Here is a 16,700-nt window from a genome sequence, read left to right as displayed (position 1 = left end):
AATGCTGCCAAAACTTAACCAGAGCCAAGCTTTTGAAGTATTCGCCCTTTGGTTGGCTCAACTAACAGATGACAAGCAAGATTTTCAAAAGGCTGAATTAATTAGTTGCACTGATTTGGTTGGTTATCAGCGCAGTTCAGCCGCTGCTCAATTGCTTCGTAATGCCCTTGGGCCCGATGCCTCCCAGCAATTACAACAATTGCTTTTGCCTCTTTTGGGATATCAACGCAACCAGCAAGATTTTCTATTTCTACGCAAACAAGTTCTACAGCCAGGACCATTGTTGTTACGTCGGGCAGCCCTTGAGGGGGTGGCTAGGGGGCTGGGGGCCTGGCCCCTTGGGCCCTTGCGCAATTGCTTGTTGGTATTAGCTGTAGATATGGATCCAATTTTGGCGGCAACGGCGGTAGATTTAATCGCCCGTTTGCCTTGGTCACGGCAGGGTTTGAAGGCATTAGCAGCTAAAAATTTGGATCCATTGGTGCAGCAACGGCTGGTTCGGCGCCGCGCGGCGGCTCCCCCCTCCGATCTCCTACTCGTGGTGCATGGCCGCTCCGGCGGTCAAGTGCCAAGTGAATTTGAGCTGCTTGCAGCTGAATTGCGGCGGCAGAGGGGTTGCAGGGTGATTTTGCAGTGTTTAACCGCCGCCACTAGCGCTGACCAGGCCCAGCACCTAGAGCCAGCACCACTCACCCTGGTGCCCCTTTTTCAATTGCCAGGCCACCATGTGCGGGTTGATCTTCCCGCCATCGCAAAGCATTGGCGCAGCTGCGGTTGGCCCCTGCGGCGCCTGCCCTTCCTCGGAGCTTGGCCCCAATGGCAGGGGGCCTTGGCCCAGGCTTTAAGTGAAGCCAAAGGCCAGGGATTACAACCCCAGCTACTGCACCATCCCCTCAGTGGTGCTTTGGCAATGCGTTATCCCCAATATTTGCAGCAACGCCTCGGTGCACCCTGCAGCCCCTGGACTGCTTACACTCAGCCAAGCCAAAATCTTTTGCTGGTGCCCTTAGCTGTGGCAGCTAATCGGCTTAGTGAGGCACTCAATGCAATTGATTGGCCCCCTGGTTTGCAGCTGTGGCCGCCCCTATTGCAACAAAGCCGTTTTCGTTTGGTGCTGATGGAGCAGCTTCTTTCCCTGCCATGACCGCCACTTCCCCACCTGGCATCGTTTATCTAGTTGGTGCTGGCCCCGGTGATCCGGAATTGTTAACGATGAAGGCCCATCGGCTACTTAAGCGTTGTGATGCTTTGGTGCACGACTCCCTAGTACCCCTGGAACTATTGGAAATGGTGCCAGAAACCTGTGTTGTGCATGGTGTTGGTAAACGTCGCGGTTATCACTCCGTGCCGCAACCCACCACAAATGAATTGTTGGTGCAATTAGCGGGCCGCCACCGTTGTGTGGTGCGGCTTAAGGGCGGTGATCCCTTCCTGTTTGGCCGTGGTGGCGAGGAAGCTGCCTACCTGGCAAGCCAAGGGGTAGCGGTGGAGGTGGTGCCAGGGGTAACCGCTGGCATCGCAGCGCCTGCCTATGTGGGCATACCAATTACCCATCGCGAGGCCGGCTCCTCCGTTACCTTCGTTACGGGCCATGAGGAAATTGATAAGGTTCGACCCGGCGTTGATTGGCGTGGGCTAGCCCGTTGCAGTGATGGCTTAGTTATCTATATGGGCCTCCATAACCTGCAACGGATTTGTGATGAATTGCAGGCTGGTGGTTTAGCTGCTTCCACCCCAGCGGCGATCATTCAGCAGGGCACCGTGAATGGTCAAAAGCAACTGATAGCCACATTGGCGGATTTAGCTTGCAGCGCAGAAGAACAAAATTTTGCGGCGCCAGCAATTGTTGTAATCGGCGCTGTGGTTGCCCAACGGGTGGCCGCCTGCGCCCCATCGCCGGCACCGGTAACAATGCCCCAACCGATTAATTACGCACCACCCGAAATGTGAGATTTAGCCTGGCGGTTTGCACCCGCAACCGTTTTGGTAAGGCATGGAGCCAACCATCTTGGGTGGGCGGATCCATCAGCAACAGGTCGCCATGGTGCAATTCCAAGCTGAAATTAATTTTGCTATTTGTTTTGGCCTTAAAGCGAAAGCTGCGGCTGGCACCAAGGCTTAAGGATGCAATCGATGCATCTGGATCTAATTCGGGTTCATCATCAGCATGCCAACCCATGGCATCAACACCAGTGCGGTAGTAGTTGAGCAACAATGAATTGAAAGGGCTTGCGGCGGCTTTTGTTACCTGCTCACGGATGGTTTGGGCAGTGGGCGTCCAGCTTTCAACCACATTTTGCAGGCCGGAATAGCAATAGCCACAACCTGGATCCGCCATCCAGCAGGTGAGCCTCGGTAGCGGATGTTGGCGGCCAAATAGCTTGATCTGTTCCTGTTTCCACGGCACTTCCTTGAGCAGTTGTTCTAGGTAGGCGTTTGCCTTTTCAGCACCTAACCAGCCGGGCCAATGGCGTAGGGCAAGCCCCTCTGGGTAGATATCGCTGCTCACTTCCTAACCAATGGCTAGGGGCAGCATAAAAAAGGCGACCCCAGAAGGAGCCGCCTGCCTTTCCCATGCCCCAACCTTTTCAGGCTGGACCACAAGTGTGCGGCTAGCGGTTGATGGCTGTGGTGATTAAAAGCACCAAATCCGTAACAACGCACCCAACAGCAAATTGCTTTTTTTGGCTTACTGGCTCATCCCGCATTTATCCCCATGGCCACTGTGCCGATGTTTGAATTGGTGCCCTATGAACGTTTTCGCGATACCCCCGCGGTGCGTTTCTTTGATATCACCGTTGCTGCCTCTAATGCCCGCGATCTGGTAATCCATAGCGGCCCAGCGGTTAGTCCCCCCAATGAGGAAACCACAGGGGCATGGCAGTTTTATTTGCATCCCCACCAGGAAGACAACCTCCTGGCCCTGCACGGGGGCCGCACTTTTTATTTAGTGAACCTCGGCTGGAATTATCCTTATCACATAGTTCGTTTAGATACCGGCGGCGATATCTTGCGCATCCCACCGGGTACTTTCCATCGTTCAGTTTCAGATCCCGATGGTTCGGTGGTTTTAAACCAAGCGGTACGCGAACCAGGGGCCACCGTGGCCCGTGAATTTCGCGTTTATAACAGCCGCCTAATACCACGTTTATTTGGTATTACCTTCAAAACAGCTCCGCTACCAAAGCTCCATGGGGTTAGTTGGTAGTTATGTGGGGAGCCGTAGATCCACACAGAGCTCATCCGGTTGCCAACTAACTAAGGCTTGCTCATTAATCGGATGGGCCATTTGCACCGTTTGAAATGCTTGATCTAATTCCTGCCACTGATAACTAATTACCTGGGTACCTTTTTCAATATCAAGGCAGAGGGGCCAATGGCTGGGCAAGCTTGGATGCAGGCAGGGAAATAAACGCCCCTGGCGCAATCTGGCCCCCAGCACCGCTTCTTTAAGGGCTAGTTTTCTTCCCTGCAGCCGCAATTGATAGTGTTGGCGAAATGATTCGTTTGTACAAATTTCAATTCTTTGCAAAGAGGTATCTACAAATCGGCTGGTGATTGCCCCCAGTTCAGGCATGTCTGATAGCAGCGGCCATGGCTCAAGGGCACGGCGCACTACTAATTCCGCATCCCCTGCGCTCCAATGCAACAACACTGGAAAACGCCACTGCCATAGCTGGCGGTAATAAGCGGCATCAAGGGCTAAACCCTGGCGGTTTAATTGCTGCAGTATCTGTTCAAAATCACTCCAAAGCAGGCTTGGCAGCAGGTGGTGATCATGTAAGCAACCGCCATGGTTGATTACACCAATGGGCCGTTGCTCGGGTTCCAGCAGCATTGCCCCTAAACAACTCCAAAGCAGGGCTACCGCCGCCATCCATTCGGCTTTTGGCAGGGTTTCAATAGCGCGAAATTCCACTAACCCCTGGCAGCCGGCCAGGGAGCCTGGATTCCAAAATTTATCGAAGCTGATTTCACTGCGGTGGGGATTACCACTGCGATCTACCTGTAGATGACGCATGGTTTCAGCTATTGCTTGGCGTTGGTCGCCAGCTGGTAGTTGCTCTAGGGCGAACAGTGCCATTTCAAGATCTAGTAGCGGCGCGCCGATTTCATCGGAGCGGGGTGCCTGGCTTGCTGCACCCACAGGATCGGCAATAAATAGGTAAGAAAGGCAGGGATGGGCTTGCCAGTAGCGCAGCACCGCCCCCAGCCAGGCGGGTTGTTGAAATAGTGGATTGCGCTCCAGGGTGGGCCCACCCCACAACAGGTGGTTGCCGCCGCCAGTGCCAGCGCTTTGGCTGGAACTTGCTTGTTTCCAGGAGCGCAAACCAACAGCAGCCGTTGCTTTTTCCAAGGCCCCTAGCCATTCGGCATACACCTGCCAGGTTTCACACACCGGTAAGTTCACCTCCAGCACACCAGGATCAGCCGTTATTCCCAGCACCAGCCAGCGCTGCTCTTGATCGATTGGCACCACACCACTCAGTTGTGGTGCCATCAACTCGTTTTCGTGCAATAGCTGGGCGATCGCTTCCAGTAGTTGTTCAAAGCCATCTGGTGCCAATGGCGGCAGAAATAAACCCCAGCCATTGGCATTGCAATCAAGGGTTAACACCTGGCGTGGCACATCCTCTGGCAGCTTGTTCAAGGGCAAACGCAGCCCCGGCGGACCATCACTACTTACCAGTAGCCGTTCTTCTTCTGCTAACGGCCAAGCTGAAGTTTGCCAGCCATCCGCATCTCGGGTGATGGGCACTGCCCACACCTTTTGATCGGGGGCGAGGGGATCCTTGAATTCACTGGGTTCTAGCTCAAGCCCCAGGAGCTTTCCAATCGTCTTAAGCACTTGGCTTGCTGATTGCCGGAGTGGTCCGGCGGCTGGCCACGGCACCAGTGGTTTGCGGTTGTGTTTACACAGCAACCGCAGGGCCCAGCGGGGATTTGTTTCGCCTGGATAGTGCTTACCGGGGCAAAAAAAGCAAATACTGCCAGGCAACACATCGCTTTCTAGTTGCTTTGCTAAGGCCCTGGCATAGCTGAGTTTGCTTGGGCCATCGGCGGCCACACTCCATTCAGCTCCTTTGGGTTCAAGGGGCACATAGGTGGGTTCACCCCCCAAGGTGAGTTCCATGGCGGCGCTTTGAAACCGCTTTCGGGCTTCCTGTCCCGCCGTCAACATCCATGCAGGTAGGGAATACAGCAATGCTTGGCTCACGGTTGCTTCAGGCTTAGTTCCGCTGCCTCGATCTGCCAGCTGAATTCACTAACAACCCCAGGCGGGCCACTAAAACTGCCGCTTACGGCTGCTGTTAATTCGGGATTTGATGAACTGGCGAGGGGTATGTAGCGCTCATCTACGGCGCCAATGCCGCTGGGGTCGAAACCACGCCAGCCGGCGCCGGGTAGGTATACCTCAGCCCAGGCATGGAGGTCGTAGCGATCGGGCTTTGGCTCCACCAGGTGGTAACCACTCACAAAGCGAGCTGGTAAACCAATGCATCTACAACATTCGATCATCAACACTGCAAGGTCGCGGCAGGAACCAACCCGTTCCCGCAAGGTGCGCCCCGCCGGCCAAGGGGGGCCATGGTGGCGTTGGGTGTAGTTCACCCGCTCTTGAATCATCTCCAGCAGTTGTTGCAGGAAGGTGAGGCAATGTTGGTTGCTGCCGATAATCGCCTCCTGGGCTAAGGCAACGGCGGCTGGATCATGCTGACCATTGGGCAGCCAGCCCTGCAGATTACTTAAAAGATCAGCATTTAGCCTGCCGATTGGATAGGGCAAGCGCGGTTCCTGTTCATCTAAACAAAGTGAAAGTAGGGGGGGCGGGCTAGTGATCAACTCAGCTTCTGAAATGATTTCAAAGCGATCGGTGCTACCAACAAAACGAGCCCGCAGGATTTGATCGCCACCAGCTGCTAATAATTCAAATTTATGGCATGGCTCTGGATTAAAACTGATTTTATGTTGGATTAGTTTTTGAAATCCAATGCTGCGGGGCATCAAACACAGCCGATGGGGGCCGAGCTGCACTGGCTTTGAGTAGCTATAAACAAAGCGATGGCTAATTTTTACGTGCATTGGTTTGAGGTGAAGTAGCGGATTTCCAATAGTGTGTGTAGTTCATTGATTTGTAGTTGCAATTGATCAATAACCTGATGAAGACCTTGATCGATTACATCGCTCACTTGGGAATAGTTCCAAGTGGCCTGGAGGCGCCCCAGGCTGCGGCTGAGGGAATGGCCGCTTTGCAGTAGTGGTTGTTGATCAATACTTGCAATCGCCTCGGCAATACCATTAAGGCAATAGCGCACGGAACGGGGAAAATCTGGATCCAGTAATAGAAATTCCGCCACACCACTGGGGGTGATTGGTTGTTGGGTGTGTTGGCGATACATTTGATATGCACTGGCGGAGCGCAATAGGGCAATCCATTGCAATTCATCTAAGGCACCTCCCACATCCTCAGGGCTTGGCAGCAGTAGAAAATATTTCACATCGAGGATCCTTGCCGTTTTTTCCGCCCTTTCAATCAACCTGCCAAGATTGGCAAAATGCCAGCTGATATCCCTGCGCATACTTGAATCTGCTATGCCATAGAGCTGTTGGCAGCCGCGCCTGATCAGTTGCAGTTGTTCAGGTAGGGCCTGCTGCCAAAAACTTTCACCCGGTTGTAAATCAAGATGTAAAGCATTTAATTCTTCAAATAATTCATTGGGGATTACCTCACGGATTTGGCGGGCATTTTCGCGGGCGATGGCAATGCAATTACAAATGGCGTTTGGATTTTGTGCTTGGGCAAGCAGAAACCATTCCACCGCTGCAGCACCACCTTCAGGGTGTAATTCTTTAAATAAGTTGCTTTCAGCGCAAGCTTCAATAAGCGGCAGCCACACCGCATCACCCCCTGCCGGTGAATCCAGCGCCATCGACATACTCACATCTAAGAAACGGGCTAAATTCTCGGCCCGTTCCACATACCGGAAGATCCAGTAGAGCTGTTCTGCTACACGGCTGAGCATGAAACCACCCAGGTGTCTTTACTGCCGCCGCCCTGGGAGGAATTAACCACGAGGGAACCGCGTTTTAAGGCAACTCTTGTGAGTCCCCCCGCCGTTACCCAACTCTGTTTACCCCGTAATATGTAGGGCCTTAAATCCACATGGCATGGGTAGAGCTCCCCTTCGCTGAGGGAGGGAACCGTTGAGAGCTGCAGCGTTGGTTGGGCGATGTAATTGCGGGGATTAGCTTGAATTAATTCACTGAAATGTTTCAGTTCTTCGCTGCTGGCGTGGGGGCCTATCAGCATTCCATAGCCCCCTGCTTCCGACACCGCTTTTACTACTAGCTCAGGCAAATGTTCCAACACATAACTGCATTCCTTTGGCCGGGAGCAAAGAAAAGTTGTTACGTTTGGAATAATCGTTTCTTCATCTAGGTAGTAGCGGATCATCTGGGGCACATAGGCATAGATGAGCTTGTCGTCGGCAATGCCGGTGCCAGGGGCATTGGCTATGGCTACTTGGCCTTGGCGGAACGCTTCCATCAGGCCGCTTACGCCGAGCATTGAATCTTTGCGGAAACAGGTGGGGTCTAGAAAATCGTCGTCGATGCGGCGGTAGATCACATCTACCCGTTGAAGGCCATTGGTACTGCGCATCCACACCCGGTTGTCTTCACAGATCAAATCTGTGCCCTCCACCAGCTGGATGCCCATCAAGCGGGCCAGGTAGCTGTGTTCGAAATAGGCGCTGTTATGTACTCCAGGGGTGAGAAGTACCACTTGGGGGCTGTCGGTCCAGGGGGCCATTTCCTGCAGGGTTTGCAGTAGTTGGGATGCATAGTTATCGATGGGGGTGATGCGTTGGCTTTGAAATAAACCGCCAAAAAGTTGCTTCATCACCCGGCGATTTTCGAGGAAATAGGCAACTCCTGAAGGGCAGCGCAGGTTGTCTTCCAGCACCCGCCAGGTGCCATCGCCATCACGCACTAGGTCGAGGCCTGAGATGTGGCACCAGCGGCCGAGGGGAGGGATTAATCCCTGCATCTGGGGCCGCCAACCCTGGCTACTGGTTATTTCTTCTGCGGAGATAATTCCATCTTTGATTATTTTCTGGGGTCCATAGATATCGGCAAGAAACAGGTCGATCGCCTCAAGCCTTTGGATTAACCCCGCCTCCAGCACTGCCCAATCCTGGTGATCGATCAGCCGTGGCAAGGGATCGAAGGGCAAAATTCGTTCGCTGGCCTCTGAATTGCTGTTGTAGAGCCTGAAGGTGGCACCTAGCCGTTTGAGTAGTTGTTCAGCCGCCCGATGATTTTCATTCAGTTGGCTAAGGCCAAGGGCCCCCAGTTGATCCATCAGGGCCCCCATCGCTTTACGGGGTGTGTGGCTGGGGCTCATGTATTCATCGAAGCCACCCATTGGCACATAGGTTTCAAACATCGGCTTCAGCTGTTTCAACCTTCCTATGGTGCGGAATCAAGCCGCCCGCCCATGGTTCCCATTGCTACATAATCAACATGCGGCTAGTAATTAGCGATCGAATTGTGTAATTTGATACTTATTTTATCTGCAAGCTTCATTTGCTGATGATCCTTTCACTGCTGGCAGGGCTAGAGGTGCAAACAACTTTTTAAGGCTGCCTTTGCTCTGCTCTTCTGTTAGGGCAGCATTCAAGGCTGCAAGCAGCCCTGGGTTGTCTTTCCTTATGGCAATGCCAAATGGTTTAGCTGGAAAGCAAGCTGCCACATCTAAAAGGCGAAACCGATTGCGGTCTTTAGCAACACTGAGCATTCCCATAATATTTGTATTGTCGTTTGCCCAGGCTGCCACCTCTCCGCGGCGCAGTAGTTCGATGCCACCGGATTCCAAATTTGTGCTGCGTTGATAAATTCCTGGCCAAGCCCTTTTGTAGCGCTGTTCACTTGCTGAGCCATTGGCAACACTAATATGCTTGCCAATGAGATCACTCAATTTATAAACCTTGCTGTTCACTGGTAGCAATAGTGCTTCATGGGCAATCACATAGGGCACTGAAAAATCTACGAGTTTTTGCCGTTCTGGCGTAATGGTGAATTGAGCGATTACTAGATCAATCTTCCCTTTTTGAAGTAGTGCTAGTCGCTCTGGTGAATCAACGCCGATAAGTTCAACTTTTTTGACATCACCAATCAGCTTTGAGCCAATTAATAGGGCTAGGGATGCTTCCGCACCCTCAAAGCCTGGCTTGCCAGCTATTCTCCTAGACATCCCTGGTAGGTCGGGCGAAACACCTATGCGCACGAGACCATTCTGTTTGATTGTGTCTAGCAAATCTGGCGATGGCGAATTTGCTAGTACTTGGATTATAGATGTAAACATATAACCGCAAGAAATGATTGCTAAAAAAGGTAAATTTTTGCGAAATCTTGCAATTAGATCCATGGAGCTGCGGCAGTGAGTTGTTCTAATTGATTATGTATCAACATCTGGATTAATTAAAGCAAGAAATAAAGCTGCGCCATCGGTAATTCATCAGCTGGTTCGCAGGTGAGCAGTTCACCATTGGCATACACCTCATAGGTTTCTGGATTAACGCTGATATCTGGCAGGGCATTGTTGTTGTGCATTGCTGCCTTGCCGATATCCCTGGTGTTTTGCACCGGTAGGCAGGGGCGAGCTAAGCCCAATTGCCGCGGTAAATCAGCATCCAGGGCAGCTTGGCTCATGAATGTGAGGCAACTTGGTGCCAGCGCCTTGCCGTAGCTGGCAAACATCGGCCGGCCATGCACTGGCCCTGGGGTGGGAATTGAAGCGTTGGCATCACCCATCTGGGCCCATGCAATGCTGCCGGCCTTCAGCACCAGTTCTGGTTTAACGCCAAAAAATCCAGGTTTCCACAGCACTAAATCAGCAAGCTTGCCCACTTCCACAGAACCAACCTGGCTGTTGATGCCATGGGCAATCGCTGGATTGATGCCAACCTTGGCTATGTAGCGCTTGATGCGGTTGTTGTCGTTGCGGGAGCTATCACCTTCAAGGGGGCCCCGCTGCACTTTCATCTTGTGGGCCGTTTGAAATGTGCGGGTGATCACCTCCCCCACCCTGCCCATCGCTTGGGAGTCGCTGGCAATTATTGAAAAGGCGCCCAGGTCGTGGAGGATGTCTTCTGCCGCAATCGTTTCGCGCCGAATCCGCGATTCAGCAAAGGCCACATCTTCTGGTATGCCCGCATCCAGGTGGTGGCACACCATCAACATGTCGAGATGTTCTTCGAGGGTGTTGCGGGTGTAAGGCCTGGTGGGATTTGTGGAGCTGGGCAGCACATTGGCCTGGCCGCAGATCTTGATGATGTCGGGGGCGTGGCCGCCGCCAGCTCCCTCAGTGTGGAAGGTGTGGATGGTGCGGCCAGCGATCGCTCGGATTGTGTCTTCCACAAAACCGGCTTCATTCAAGGTGTCTGTGTGGATGCACACCTGGATGTCAAAGCGATCGGCTACGCCGAGGCAGCAATCGATGGCGGCGGGGGTTGTGCCCCAGTCTTCATGCAATTTGAGGCCGCAGGCACCAGCTCGAATTTGCTCCTCTAATGCCTCTGGAGTGCTGGCATTGCCCTTGCCAAAAAAGCCCAGGTTTACCGGTAAACCTTCAGCCGCCTGCAACATCCGGGCCAGGTGAAAAGCCCCCGGCGTGCAGGTGGTGGCATTGGTGCCGGTGGCTGGGCCAGTGCCGCCCCCCAGCAACGTGGTAACACCACTGGCTAGGGCGGTTTCAATCTGCTGGGGGCAGATGAAGTGAATATGGGTGTCGATCGCACCGGCGGTGAGGATATGGCCCTCGCCGGCAATTGCTTCGGTGCCAGGGCCGATCACGATATCGATATTGTTGCTGATATCTGGATTACCCGCCTTGCCGATGGCGCAGATGCGGCCATCTCTGATGCCAATATCCGCCTTCACAATGCCCCACCAATCAAGGATCAGCGCATTGGTAATCACCGTGTCTACGGCGCCGGCGGCGCGGCTGCTTTGGCCTTGACCCATGCCATCGCGAATTACTTTGCCGCCGCCAAATTTCACCTCATCGCCATAGCTGGTGAAATCCTTTTCCACCTCGAGGATTAATTCTGTGTCGGCCAACCGCAGGCGATCGCCGGTGGTGGGGCCATAGGTTTCGGCGTAGCTGCGGCGATCGATTTGATATGCCATCAGAGAGCTCCGTTGATTTGAGCGTTGAAACCCACCACCCGGCGGGCTCCCACAAAGGGCACCAGCTGCACTTGGCGTTCATCGCCGGGTTCAAAGCGAACGGCGGTGCCGGCGGGAATATCAAGCCGTTGGCCCCGGGCTGCTTCCCGATCGAATAGCAGCGCAGCATTGGCTTCGGCAAAATGGAAATGGGAGCCCACCTGGATGGGGCGATCGCCGCTATTGGCCACCATCAAATTGGTAACAGGGCGGCCGGCATTGAGTTCAATGCTGCCTGGTTCCGGTAGTAGTTCGCCTGGGATCATGGCCTGATTGGTTGGTGCAGGGTTACAAGCTTGGTGCCATCGGGAAAGGTGGCTTCCATTTGCACTTCATCTATTAGTTCCGCTACCCCAGCCATCACTTGGCTGCGGTTTAACCAAGTGCTTCCTTCCTGCATAAGGGCAGCTACGGTTTTGCCATCCCGCGCCCCCTCCAGGATTTGAAAGCTGAGCCAAGCCACCGCCTCCGGGTGGTTCAGTTTCAAACCTCTCGCTAAGCGCCGCTCCGCCAACAGGGCTGCGGTAACAATTAAGAGCTTGTCTTTTTCCTGGGGAGATAGGTGCATGGGCTGCAATCACTGTCGATCGTTGGGGGGGCTGTGCTGCCACTTTTGCTGGAACTAATCCCAACTTTGGCCCTTGGCTTGGCCATCGGTATGCGTTGGCCGCTACTGCCTGGAGCATTGGCGCAACCGCTGGTGCGCTTTGGCATTCCCTTGAGTGTGGCTGCTTTGCTGCTGCGTTCTGGCTTAAATCGCGATTTTTTACAGGCGGGCGCCCTGGCACTGCTATTGATTGCTGCATTGATGTTGTTGTTGCAGCGTTGGCCGCGGCTGCTGCCCTCTGGGGTGTTGCAACTGGGGGCGGTAACGGGCAATACCACCTACTTCGGCATTCCGGTGGCCTTGGCCCTATTGCCACCCCAGGCCCTAGGGGCTGCCATCGCCTACGACCTGGCCGGCACACTTTTGAGTTGGACCCTCGGCCCACGCCTGGTGGCAGCCGCCGGCCAGGGGCGCCGTTCCTTCCGCCGCGACCTGGGCCAAAGCCCAGCCACCCATGGCTTTTTGCTTGCCTTTGTGCTGCAACTAACCCCATGGCAAGCACCCCTTGCTGCCCTGCTCTGGTGGCCAGCCCGCTTGGTGTTGCTGTTGGCTTTATTGCTGGTGGGGATGCGTTTGGGGGTGATGTTGAACCAAGGCGAAATCCAGCCTGGGTTCAATTGGCGCCCTTTGGCGCCTGCTTTGCTTTTTAAAATGCTGCTGTTGCCGCTGTTGTTTGCAATTCTGGGCCGCCTACTTGCATTGCCAGCTGGTGTGGCTGATGCCTTAGTGCTGCAGGCGGCAGCCCCCACAGCGATCTCAGTGCTGTTGATGGCGGAGGCGGAAGGGGAAGGCGTTAATGCAGCGGCAGGTTTGGTGCTAATAAGCACTGCAATGGCTCTAATTACTGTGCCGTTGTGGTGGTGGCTGCTCAGTTGAGCGCTGGGGCATGGGGATATTCCTGCAGGGGCCACACCCTTGGCGCTAGCGGCGCACTTAAACCGCGCAGTTGGCGAATCCGGGCCCATAGGCGATAAAACCAGTGGCGGGCCGCTTGGCTGGAGGGGCCCCGGTAGCGGGCAATTAAGCCCTGTTGCAGGCTGCCTAGGGCCATTTCTCCCTCGAGTTCCAGGCTGTCTTGGCGGCCTTGGTTGATTAGGGCTTGGAGTTTGTTGCTATCCAGGGGGCTTGGTGCCGCCCACACCAGGCTGGCCAGCACCGGCTGGCCCTTGAGCCCATGGGCGCTATCAAGGCAATCCCGATTGATTTGGAGCCGATCCACCAGTTCCCAGCGCCGGCCGCTGGCTGATTTGCGCTGGATTTCGAGGCTGCTGCGCCAGCAACCATTGCCCAGGGTTTCTCCCCTGGCGGTGCGGCCAAATCGCACCACATCGATGCCTAGCCAGCTGGCGTTTTCAGCTAACTCCAGCCGCTGCTGCTGTTGCAGCAGGCCCCCTTCAAATACCAGGGTTTCCTGGGGCAACCATTCCAGATCAGCGCCCGGCCCTAGCTGGGTTTCTATATCGATGTGGGCCCACTGGCCCTTAATGCCGTAAACCTTTTGGGCTGCCACGCTGGTTATTAGGGCGCGGCTGTTGGCGCCAAGCCCTAGTTCGATTTTGAGTTGATCACCGCCCACCAGGCCGCCGGCTGTATGTAAAAGGGGCAGTTCACAGCGGCCATCGGCGCCAGCAAATGCCCGCATTAGCTTTAAAGGGGCGGTGCTGCCCCCTTGAAAGCTGGTGAGCCCTTGGCTGCTGGCTGCAAATTGCAAATTTGCTGTGCCCCGCCAAGGGCTAGGGGTGGCAGTGGCTTGGGCCATGGGGTTATGGCAGCTTGGATCCATGCAACAGGAAACCAGGCCATTGCTGCTGCAGCATCGCTGCAGTTCCGCAGCTGGAGAGGCTTTATTGCAGCTGCCACTCACGGCGGCTGAACGGCAGATCTGCCGCGGTTTGCGCCGCTGCAGTGGCGGCCAAGAGGTGTTGCTGCAGTTGCCAAGGGGCGAACCCCTGGCACCAGGGCAATTATTAGGGGCCGTGGAAAATATGCCACTAGCTGTAGTGGTGGCTGCAGATGAACCACTACTGGTGGTGTGCAGCAATGATCCCCTGGCCCTGCTGCAGGCTGCATATCACCTCGGTAATCGCCATGTGGCCTTGGAGTTGCAAGCCGATCAATTGAGGCTGTTGGCCGACCCTGTTTTGGAGCATTTATTAGGCCACCGCGGTTTGCAAGTTGCCCACCTGCAGGCCCCCTTCCTGCCCGAAAGTGGCGCCTATGGCGCTAGCCATAGCCATCCATGACCCTGCCCCTGGCCTTACTGCAACTTGTGAGCCCCGCTTTGCCGGTGGGTGCTTTCAGCTATGCCGAAGGTTTGGAGGTGTTAGTGCAGGCGGGTGAGCTCAGGGATGGGGCAACCCTGAAGGCCTGGCTTGAGGCTGAATTGCAATTTGGTTTGCTTGCGGTGGAGGCAGCTGCCCTAGGGCCTATGCAACAGGCCTTTAAAACTTCAAATATGGAGCAGTTGCTTGATCTAAATGGTTGGTTGATCGCCCAGCGGGAAGCGCCTGAAATACGGGCGCAGCAGTGGCAAATGGCTGGTTCCCTACTACAACTACTTGCCGCGATGGGCTGGCCATTAACTGAGCAGTGCCAGGGCTTGAAGTTAACGGGTTTGGGTTGGACTGCTGCTTGGGCTTGGGCCGGCCATTGTTTAGATCTAGCGGCAACTGATTTAGTGGAGGCTTATTTATATGGTTGGCTGGCAAATCAAATCAGTGCAGCAGTAAGGTTGATACCCCTTGGTGCAACTGAAGGCCAATGCCTGCAGCTGCAATTGGCTCCTTTAATTAGTAGCCAAGCTAATTATTTAATCAGCCAAGATCCACGCCAAATGTTTAGCTCTGGGGTGGGGGCAGGCCTTGCTCAATTGCAGCATGGAGCCCTTTATTCGAGGCTTTTTAGGAGTTAATAATTCAAGGTTTGGCTGGCAACGCGGCAGGGCTACTGGCACCATTGGTTTGAAGAGCTTGGCTATCCGTTGACTTCCTCCAGTGATGAGCGCCACGACATCCGCTGGATTCAGCGTTTCGACAACTTCAAGCGAGCCTTTGCCCGGTTGAGCGAGGCGTCTGAGCTGGCGGATCAGCGTGATCTATCGGATCTGGAGCGGCAGGGGCTCATCCAAGCCTTCGAATTTACCCATGAGCTTGCATGGAATACGTTCAAGGATTTCCTCAGCGCCCGCGGTTCATTCCAGAAACTGTATGGATCAAAGGACGCCACCCGCGCTGCCTTCGCCGCAGAACTCATCGAAAACGGCGAGGCATGGATGGAAATGATCAAGCATCGCAATGAGTCGTCTCACACTTACAACAACGACGTGGCCGTAAAGATCATGGAGGCAGTTTTAACGCTCTATGTTCCTGCGTTCGCAGCATTCCAGCGCCGGTTTCTTGAACTGGAGAAGGAGGATTCCGCATGAACCACGGTTTGCGTGAGGTCACGGTGGAACGCATCAGGGCCGTGTTGGCCCAATTTCCCGAGGTGGAAAAGGCCGTGCTTTATGGCTCGCGTGCCAAGCAAACCTATCGCCCTGGTTCAGACATAGACCTAACACTCTGCGGTGATGAACTGGATCACACTCTGCTGACGCGAATTAGTAACGAGCTGGATGAGCTTTTGCTGCCATATCAAATTGATCTTTCTCTGATGGCCTCATTAAGCCATCCGGCCCTGCTCAACCACATCAGCCGTGTTGGCGTTGTGCTTTATGCGAAAAGTAGTGCCCCACTAAAGGCCTGCAGCTTTGAAAATCAGTCACACTTATTACAATGAGCGCCTCTGCCACTGCTGCGCACCATCACAGCCGATATTTGCCATAGAGGGGACAGGTTTTTTTGGCGCGGGCCTCTGCCGAGAGTTGATGGCATCGGGCTTTCCTGTTTTGGAGATTAATCGTGCGATCAGATCAATCAGATCAAAGCAATCCTAATAACCGCTAGCTGTCAGGTAGGCGGCCAGTGCCAACGTAGCCGTATGGGCGATGAAATCATGAGCTGGCGGGTTGATCTACACCACTTCTGGCTGCCTACAGCCGCTGGTGCGGGGATGACGTTGTGGATGACGCCTTCGCCAACGCGAGCTCAAAGTTCGGCGGCGTAGTGCCGCATCGGTAAGGCAAATGGCCTTACAATTATTCAATGGCAACCATCACGCTCACTAGTAAGGGGCAATTGACGATTCCCCGTCAGTTACGAGAGGCGCTTGGCCTGGCACCTGGTGCCAGGCTGCAGGCCTCAATCGACCGGAACGGCCGATTGGTGCTGGTGCCCTTCAAATACGAGCCGGAGGATCTGTTCCGAAACCGTCCCAAAGTGGATCGGGTGCTCTCCATTCACGACATGGACCGGGCCATTGCCCTGGCTGTAGGCGGTGAGGACACTTGACACCAACGTGGTGGTGCGGCTGCTGATTGGGGATGACCCACAGCAAACCCCGATCGCCGAGCAAGCCTTTCTCGATGCCATCGCCAGTGGTGGTATTTACCTGCCCGATGTGGTGCTAGCCGAGGTGGCTTGGGTGCTCCGGGGATACAACCTTGAGCGTGCAACCCGCTACCAGCTACTGGAGCGGCTGGTGCGCACCCGCGGTGTGGTGGTGGATGACATCGACGCGGTGATCGATGCCCTTGAGCAATTTCGCCAGGGAGGAGATCTGGCTGATCAGTTGATTCTGGCCCGGGCCACCAACATCGGGGCATTGCCAGTGCTGAGCTTTGACCGGCGGTTTGCCGCTTCTCAAGGTGTTGAACTGCTTCGATCAAGCTGAGCTCGCCCCCCAATGCCAGCGCGATGGTGAGGTTTCGGTAGCTGGGAAGTAGCGGATTTTCATGGCGCCCGCGGCACCGTCCGGCCGCGAG

Annotated in this window: 20 protein-coding genes; 10 read left to right on the top strand and 10 right to left on the bottom strand. The window is 54.7% G+C overall.

What is annotated here, in order from left to right; translation table 11 throughout:
• Window position 1 precedes the first annotated feature (1 nt).
• Both KBY68_RS03200 and cobA read left to right on the top strand, forming a co-directional pair.
• Window positions 2-1,144: a CbiX/SirB N-terminal domain-containing protein gene (locus KBY68_RS03200; protein ID WP_255095874.1), complete on the top strand. Its 1,143-nt coding sequence runs from the start codon at window positions 2-4 to the stop codon at window positions 1,142-1,144.
• A complete protein-coding gene (cobA, locus tag KBY68_RS03195) occupies window positions 1,141-1,950 on the top strand; it encodes a uroporphyrinogen-III C-methyltransferase (protein ID WP_255095873.1) in 810 nt (269 codons plus the stop codon). The genes KBY68_RS03200 and cobA overlap by 4 nt, the downstream gene beginning before the upstream one ends.
• On the opposite strand, the gene KBY68_RS03190 is transcribed toward cobA, so the two are convergent.
• A complete protein-coding gene (locus KBY68_RS03190) occupies window positions 1,925-2,509 on the bottom strand; it encodes an alpha-ketoglutarate-dependent dioxygenase AlkB family protein (RefSeq protein WP_255095872.1) in 585 nt (194 codons plus the stop codon). The genes cobA and KBY68_RS03190 overlap by 26 nt on opposite strands.
• 222 nt (window positions 2,510-2,731) lie before the next feature.
• On the opposite strand from KBY68_RS03190, the gene KBY68_RS03185 reads away from it, so the two are divergent.
• Window positions 2,732-3,208, top strand: a complete 477-nt coding sequence (locus tag KBY68_RS03185; RefSeq protein ID WP_255095992.1) for a redox protein — start codon at window positions 2,732-2,734, stop codon at window positions 3,206-3,208.
• Here KBY68_RS03185 and KBY68_RS03180 read toward each other — a convergent pair whose 3' ends face one another.
• The 8 genes from KBY68_RS03180 to KBY68_RS03145 all read right to left on the bottom strand — a co-directional run bounded on the left by KBY68_RS03180 (window position 3,209) and on the right by KBY68_RS03145 (window position 11,800).
• Window positions 3,209-5,218, bottom strand: coding sequence for a transglutaminase family protein (locus tag KBY68_RS03180; protein WP_255095871.1), 2,010 nt, complete (start codon window positions 5,216-5,218; stop codon window positions 3,209-3,211). It abuts the gene before it with no gap.
• Window positions 5,215-6,084 carry a transglutaminase family protein gene (locus KBY68_RS03175; protein ID WP_255095870.1) on the bottom strand — a complete coding sequence of 290 codons (870 nt, stop codon included), beginning with the start codon at window positions 6,082-6,084 and terminating at the stop codon, window positions 5,215-5,217. The genes KBY68_RS03180 and KBY68_RS03175 overlap by 4 nt, the downstream gene beginning before the upstream one ends.
• Window positions 6,075-7,025: an alpha-E domain-containing protein gene (locus KBY68_RS03170; protein ID WP_255095869.1), complete on the bottom strand. Its 951-nt coding sequence runs from the start codon at window positions 7,023-7,025 to the stop codon at window positions 6,075-6,077. Before KBY68_RS03170 ends, KBY68_RS03175 begins: the two co-directional genes overlap by 10 nt.
• Window positions 7,010-8,449: a circularly permuted type 2 ATP-grasp protein gene (locus tag KBY68_RS03165; protein ID WP_255095991.1), complete on the bottom strand. Its 1,440-nt coding sequence runs from the start codon at window positions 8,447-8,449 to the stop codon at window positions 7,010-7,012. The genes KBY68_RS03170 and KBY68_RS03165 overlap by 16 nt, the downstream gene beginning before the upstream one ends.
• 123 nt (window positions 8,450-8,572) lie before the next feature.
• On the bottom strand, window positions 8,573-9,367 hold the full coding sequence (locus KBY68_RS03160; RefSeq protein WP_255095868.1) for a transporter substrate-binding domain-containing protein: 795 nt from the start codon (window positions 9,365-9,367) through the stop codon (window positions 8,573-8,575).
• A 116-nt stretch (window positions 9,368-9,483) separates the two neighbouring features.
• Window positions 9,484-11,193, bottom strand: coding sequence for an urease subunit alpha (gene ureC, locus KBY68_RS03155; RefSeq protein ID WP_255095867.1), 1,710 nt, complete (start codon window positions 11,191-11,193; stop codon window positions 9,484-9,486).
• Entirely contained in the window at window positions 11,193-11,498 is a 306-nt protein-coding gene (locus tag KBY68_RS03150; protein WP_255095866.1) for an urease subunit beta, read from the bottom strand. Before KBY68_RS03150 ends, ureC begins: the two co-directional genes overlap by 1 nt.
• A complete protein-coding gene (locus KBY68_RS03145; RefSeq protein WP_106499698.1) occupies window positions 11,495-11,800 on the bottom strand; it encodes an urease subunit gamma in 306 nt (101 codons plus the stop codon). The genes KBY68_RS03150 and KBY68_RS03145 overlap by 4 nt, the downstream gene beginning before the upstream one ends.
• On the opposite strand from KBY68_RS03145, the gene KBY68_RS03140 reads away from it, so the two are divergent.
• Window positions 11,795-12,715: an AEC family transporter gene (locus KBY68_RS03140; protein ID WP_255095865.1), complete on the top strand. Its 921-nt coding sequence runs from the start codon at window positions 11,795-11,797 to the stop codon at window positions 12,713-12,715. The two genes, KBY68_RS03145 and KBY68_RS03140, sit on opposite strands and share 6 nt — an antisense overlap.
• Here KBY68_RS03140 and KBY68_RS03135 read toward each other — a convergent pair.
• Window positions 12,708-13,622, bottom strand: a complete 915-nt coding sequence (locus KBY68_RS03135; protein ID WP_255095864.1) for an urease accessory protein UreD — start codon at window positions 13,620-13,622, stop codon at window positions 12,708-12,710. The two genes, KBY68_RS03140 and KBY68_RS03135, sit on opposite strands and share 8 nt — an antisense overlap.
• On the opposite strand from KBY68_RS03135, the gene ureE reads away from it, so the two are divergent.
• The 6 genes from ureE to KBY68_RS03105 all read left to right on the top strand — a co-directional run bounded on the left by ureE (window position 13,621) and on the right by KBY68_RS03105 (window position 16,609).
• Window positions 13,621-14,082, top strand: a complete 462-nt coding sequence (gene ureE, locus KBY68_RS03130; protein WP_106499697.1) for an urease accessory protein UreE — start codon at window positions 13,621-13,623, stop codon at window positions 14,080-14,082. The two genes, KBY68_RS03135 and ureE, sit on opposite strands and share 2 nt — an antisense overlap.
• Window positions 14,079-14,750 carry an urease accessory protein UreF gene (locus KBY68_RS03125; RefSeq protein WP_255095863.1) on the top strand — a complete coding sequence of 224 codons (672 nt, stop codon included), beginning with the start codon at window positions 14,079-14,081 and terminating at the stop codon, window positions 14,748-14,750. Before ureE ends, KBY68_RS03125 begins: the two co-directional genes overlap by 4 nt.
• A gap of 69 nt (window positions 14,751-14,819) precedes the next feature.
• Window positions 14,820-15,263, top strand: a complete 444-nt coding sequence (locus KBY68_RS03120; protein WP_106499695.1) for a nucleotidyltransferase substrate binding protein — start codon at window positions 14,820-14,822, stop codon at window positions 15,261-15,263.
• Window positions 15,260-15,616, top strand: coding sequence for a nucleotidyltransferase domain-containing protein (locus KBY68_RS03115; RefSeq protein ID WP_106499694.1), 357 nt, complete (start codon window positions 15,260-15,262; stop codon window positions 15,614-15,616). The genes KBY68_RS03120 and KBY68_RS03115 overlap by 4 nt, the downstream gene beginning before the upstream one ends.
• A gap of 365 nt (window positions 15,617-15,981) precedes the next feature.
• On the top strand, window positions 15,982-16,227 hold the full coding sequence (locus KBY68_RS03110; protein ID WP_255095862.1) for an AbrB/MazE/SpoVT family DNA-binding domain-containing protein: 246 nt from the start codon (window positions 15,982-15,984) through the stop codon (window positions 16,225-16,227).
• Window positions 16,214-16,609, top strand: coding sequence for a type II toxin-antitoxin system VapC family toxin (locus KBY68_RS03105; RefSeq protein WP_106499692.1), 396 nt, complete (start codon window positions 16,214-16,216; stop codon window positions 16,607-16,609). Before KBY68_RS03110 ends, KBY68_RS03105 begins: the two co-directional genes overlap by 14 nt.
• Window positions 16,610-16,700: the final 91 nt, after the last annotated feature.

The organism is Synechococcus lacustris Maggiore-St4-Slac (assembly GCF_024345595.1).
GTDB classification, from domain to species: Bacteria; Cyanobacteriota; Cyanobacteriia; order PCC-6307; family Cyanobiaceae; genus Synechococcus_D; species Synechococcus_D lacustris.
Note: the sequence above shows the minus strand (reverse complement) of the source record. Positions and strands in the feature narration are given on the sequence as shown.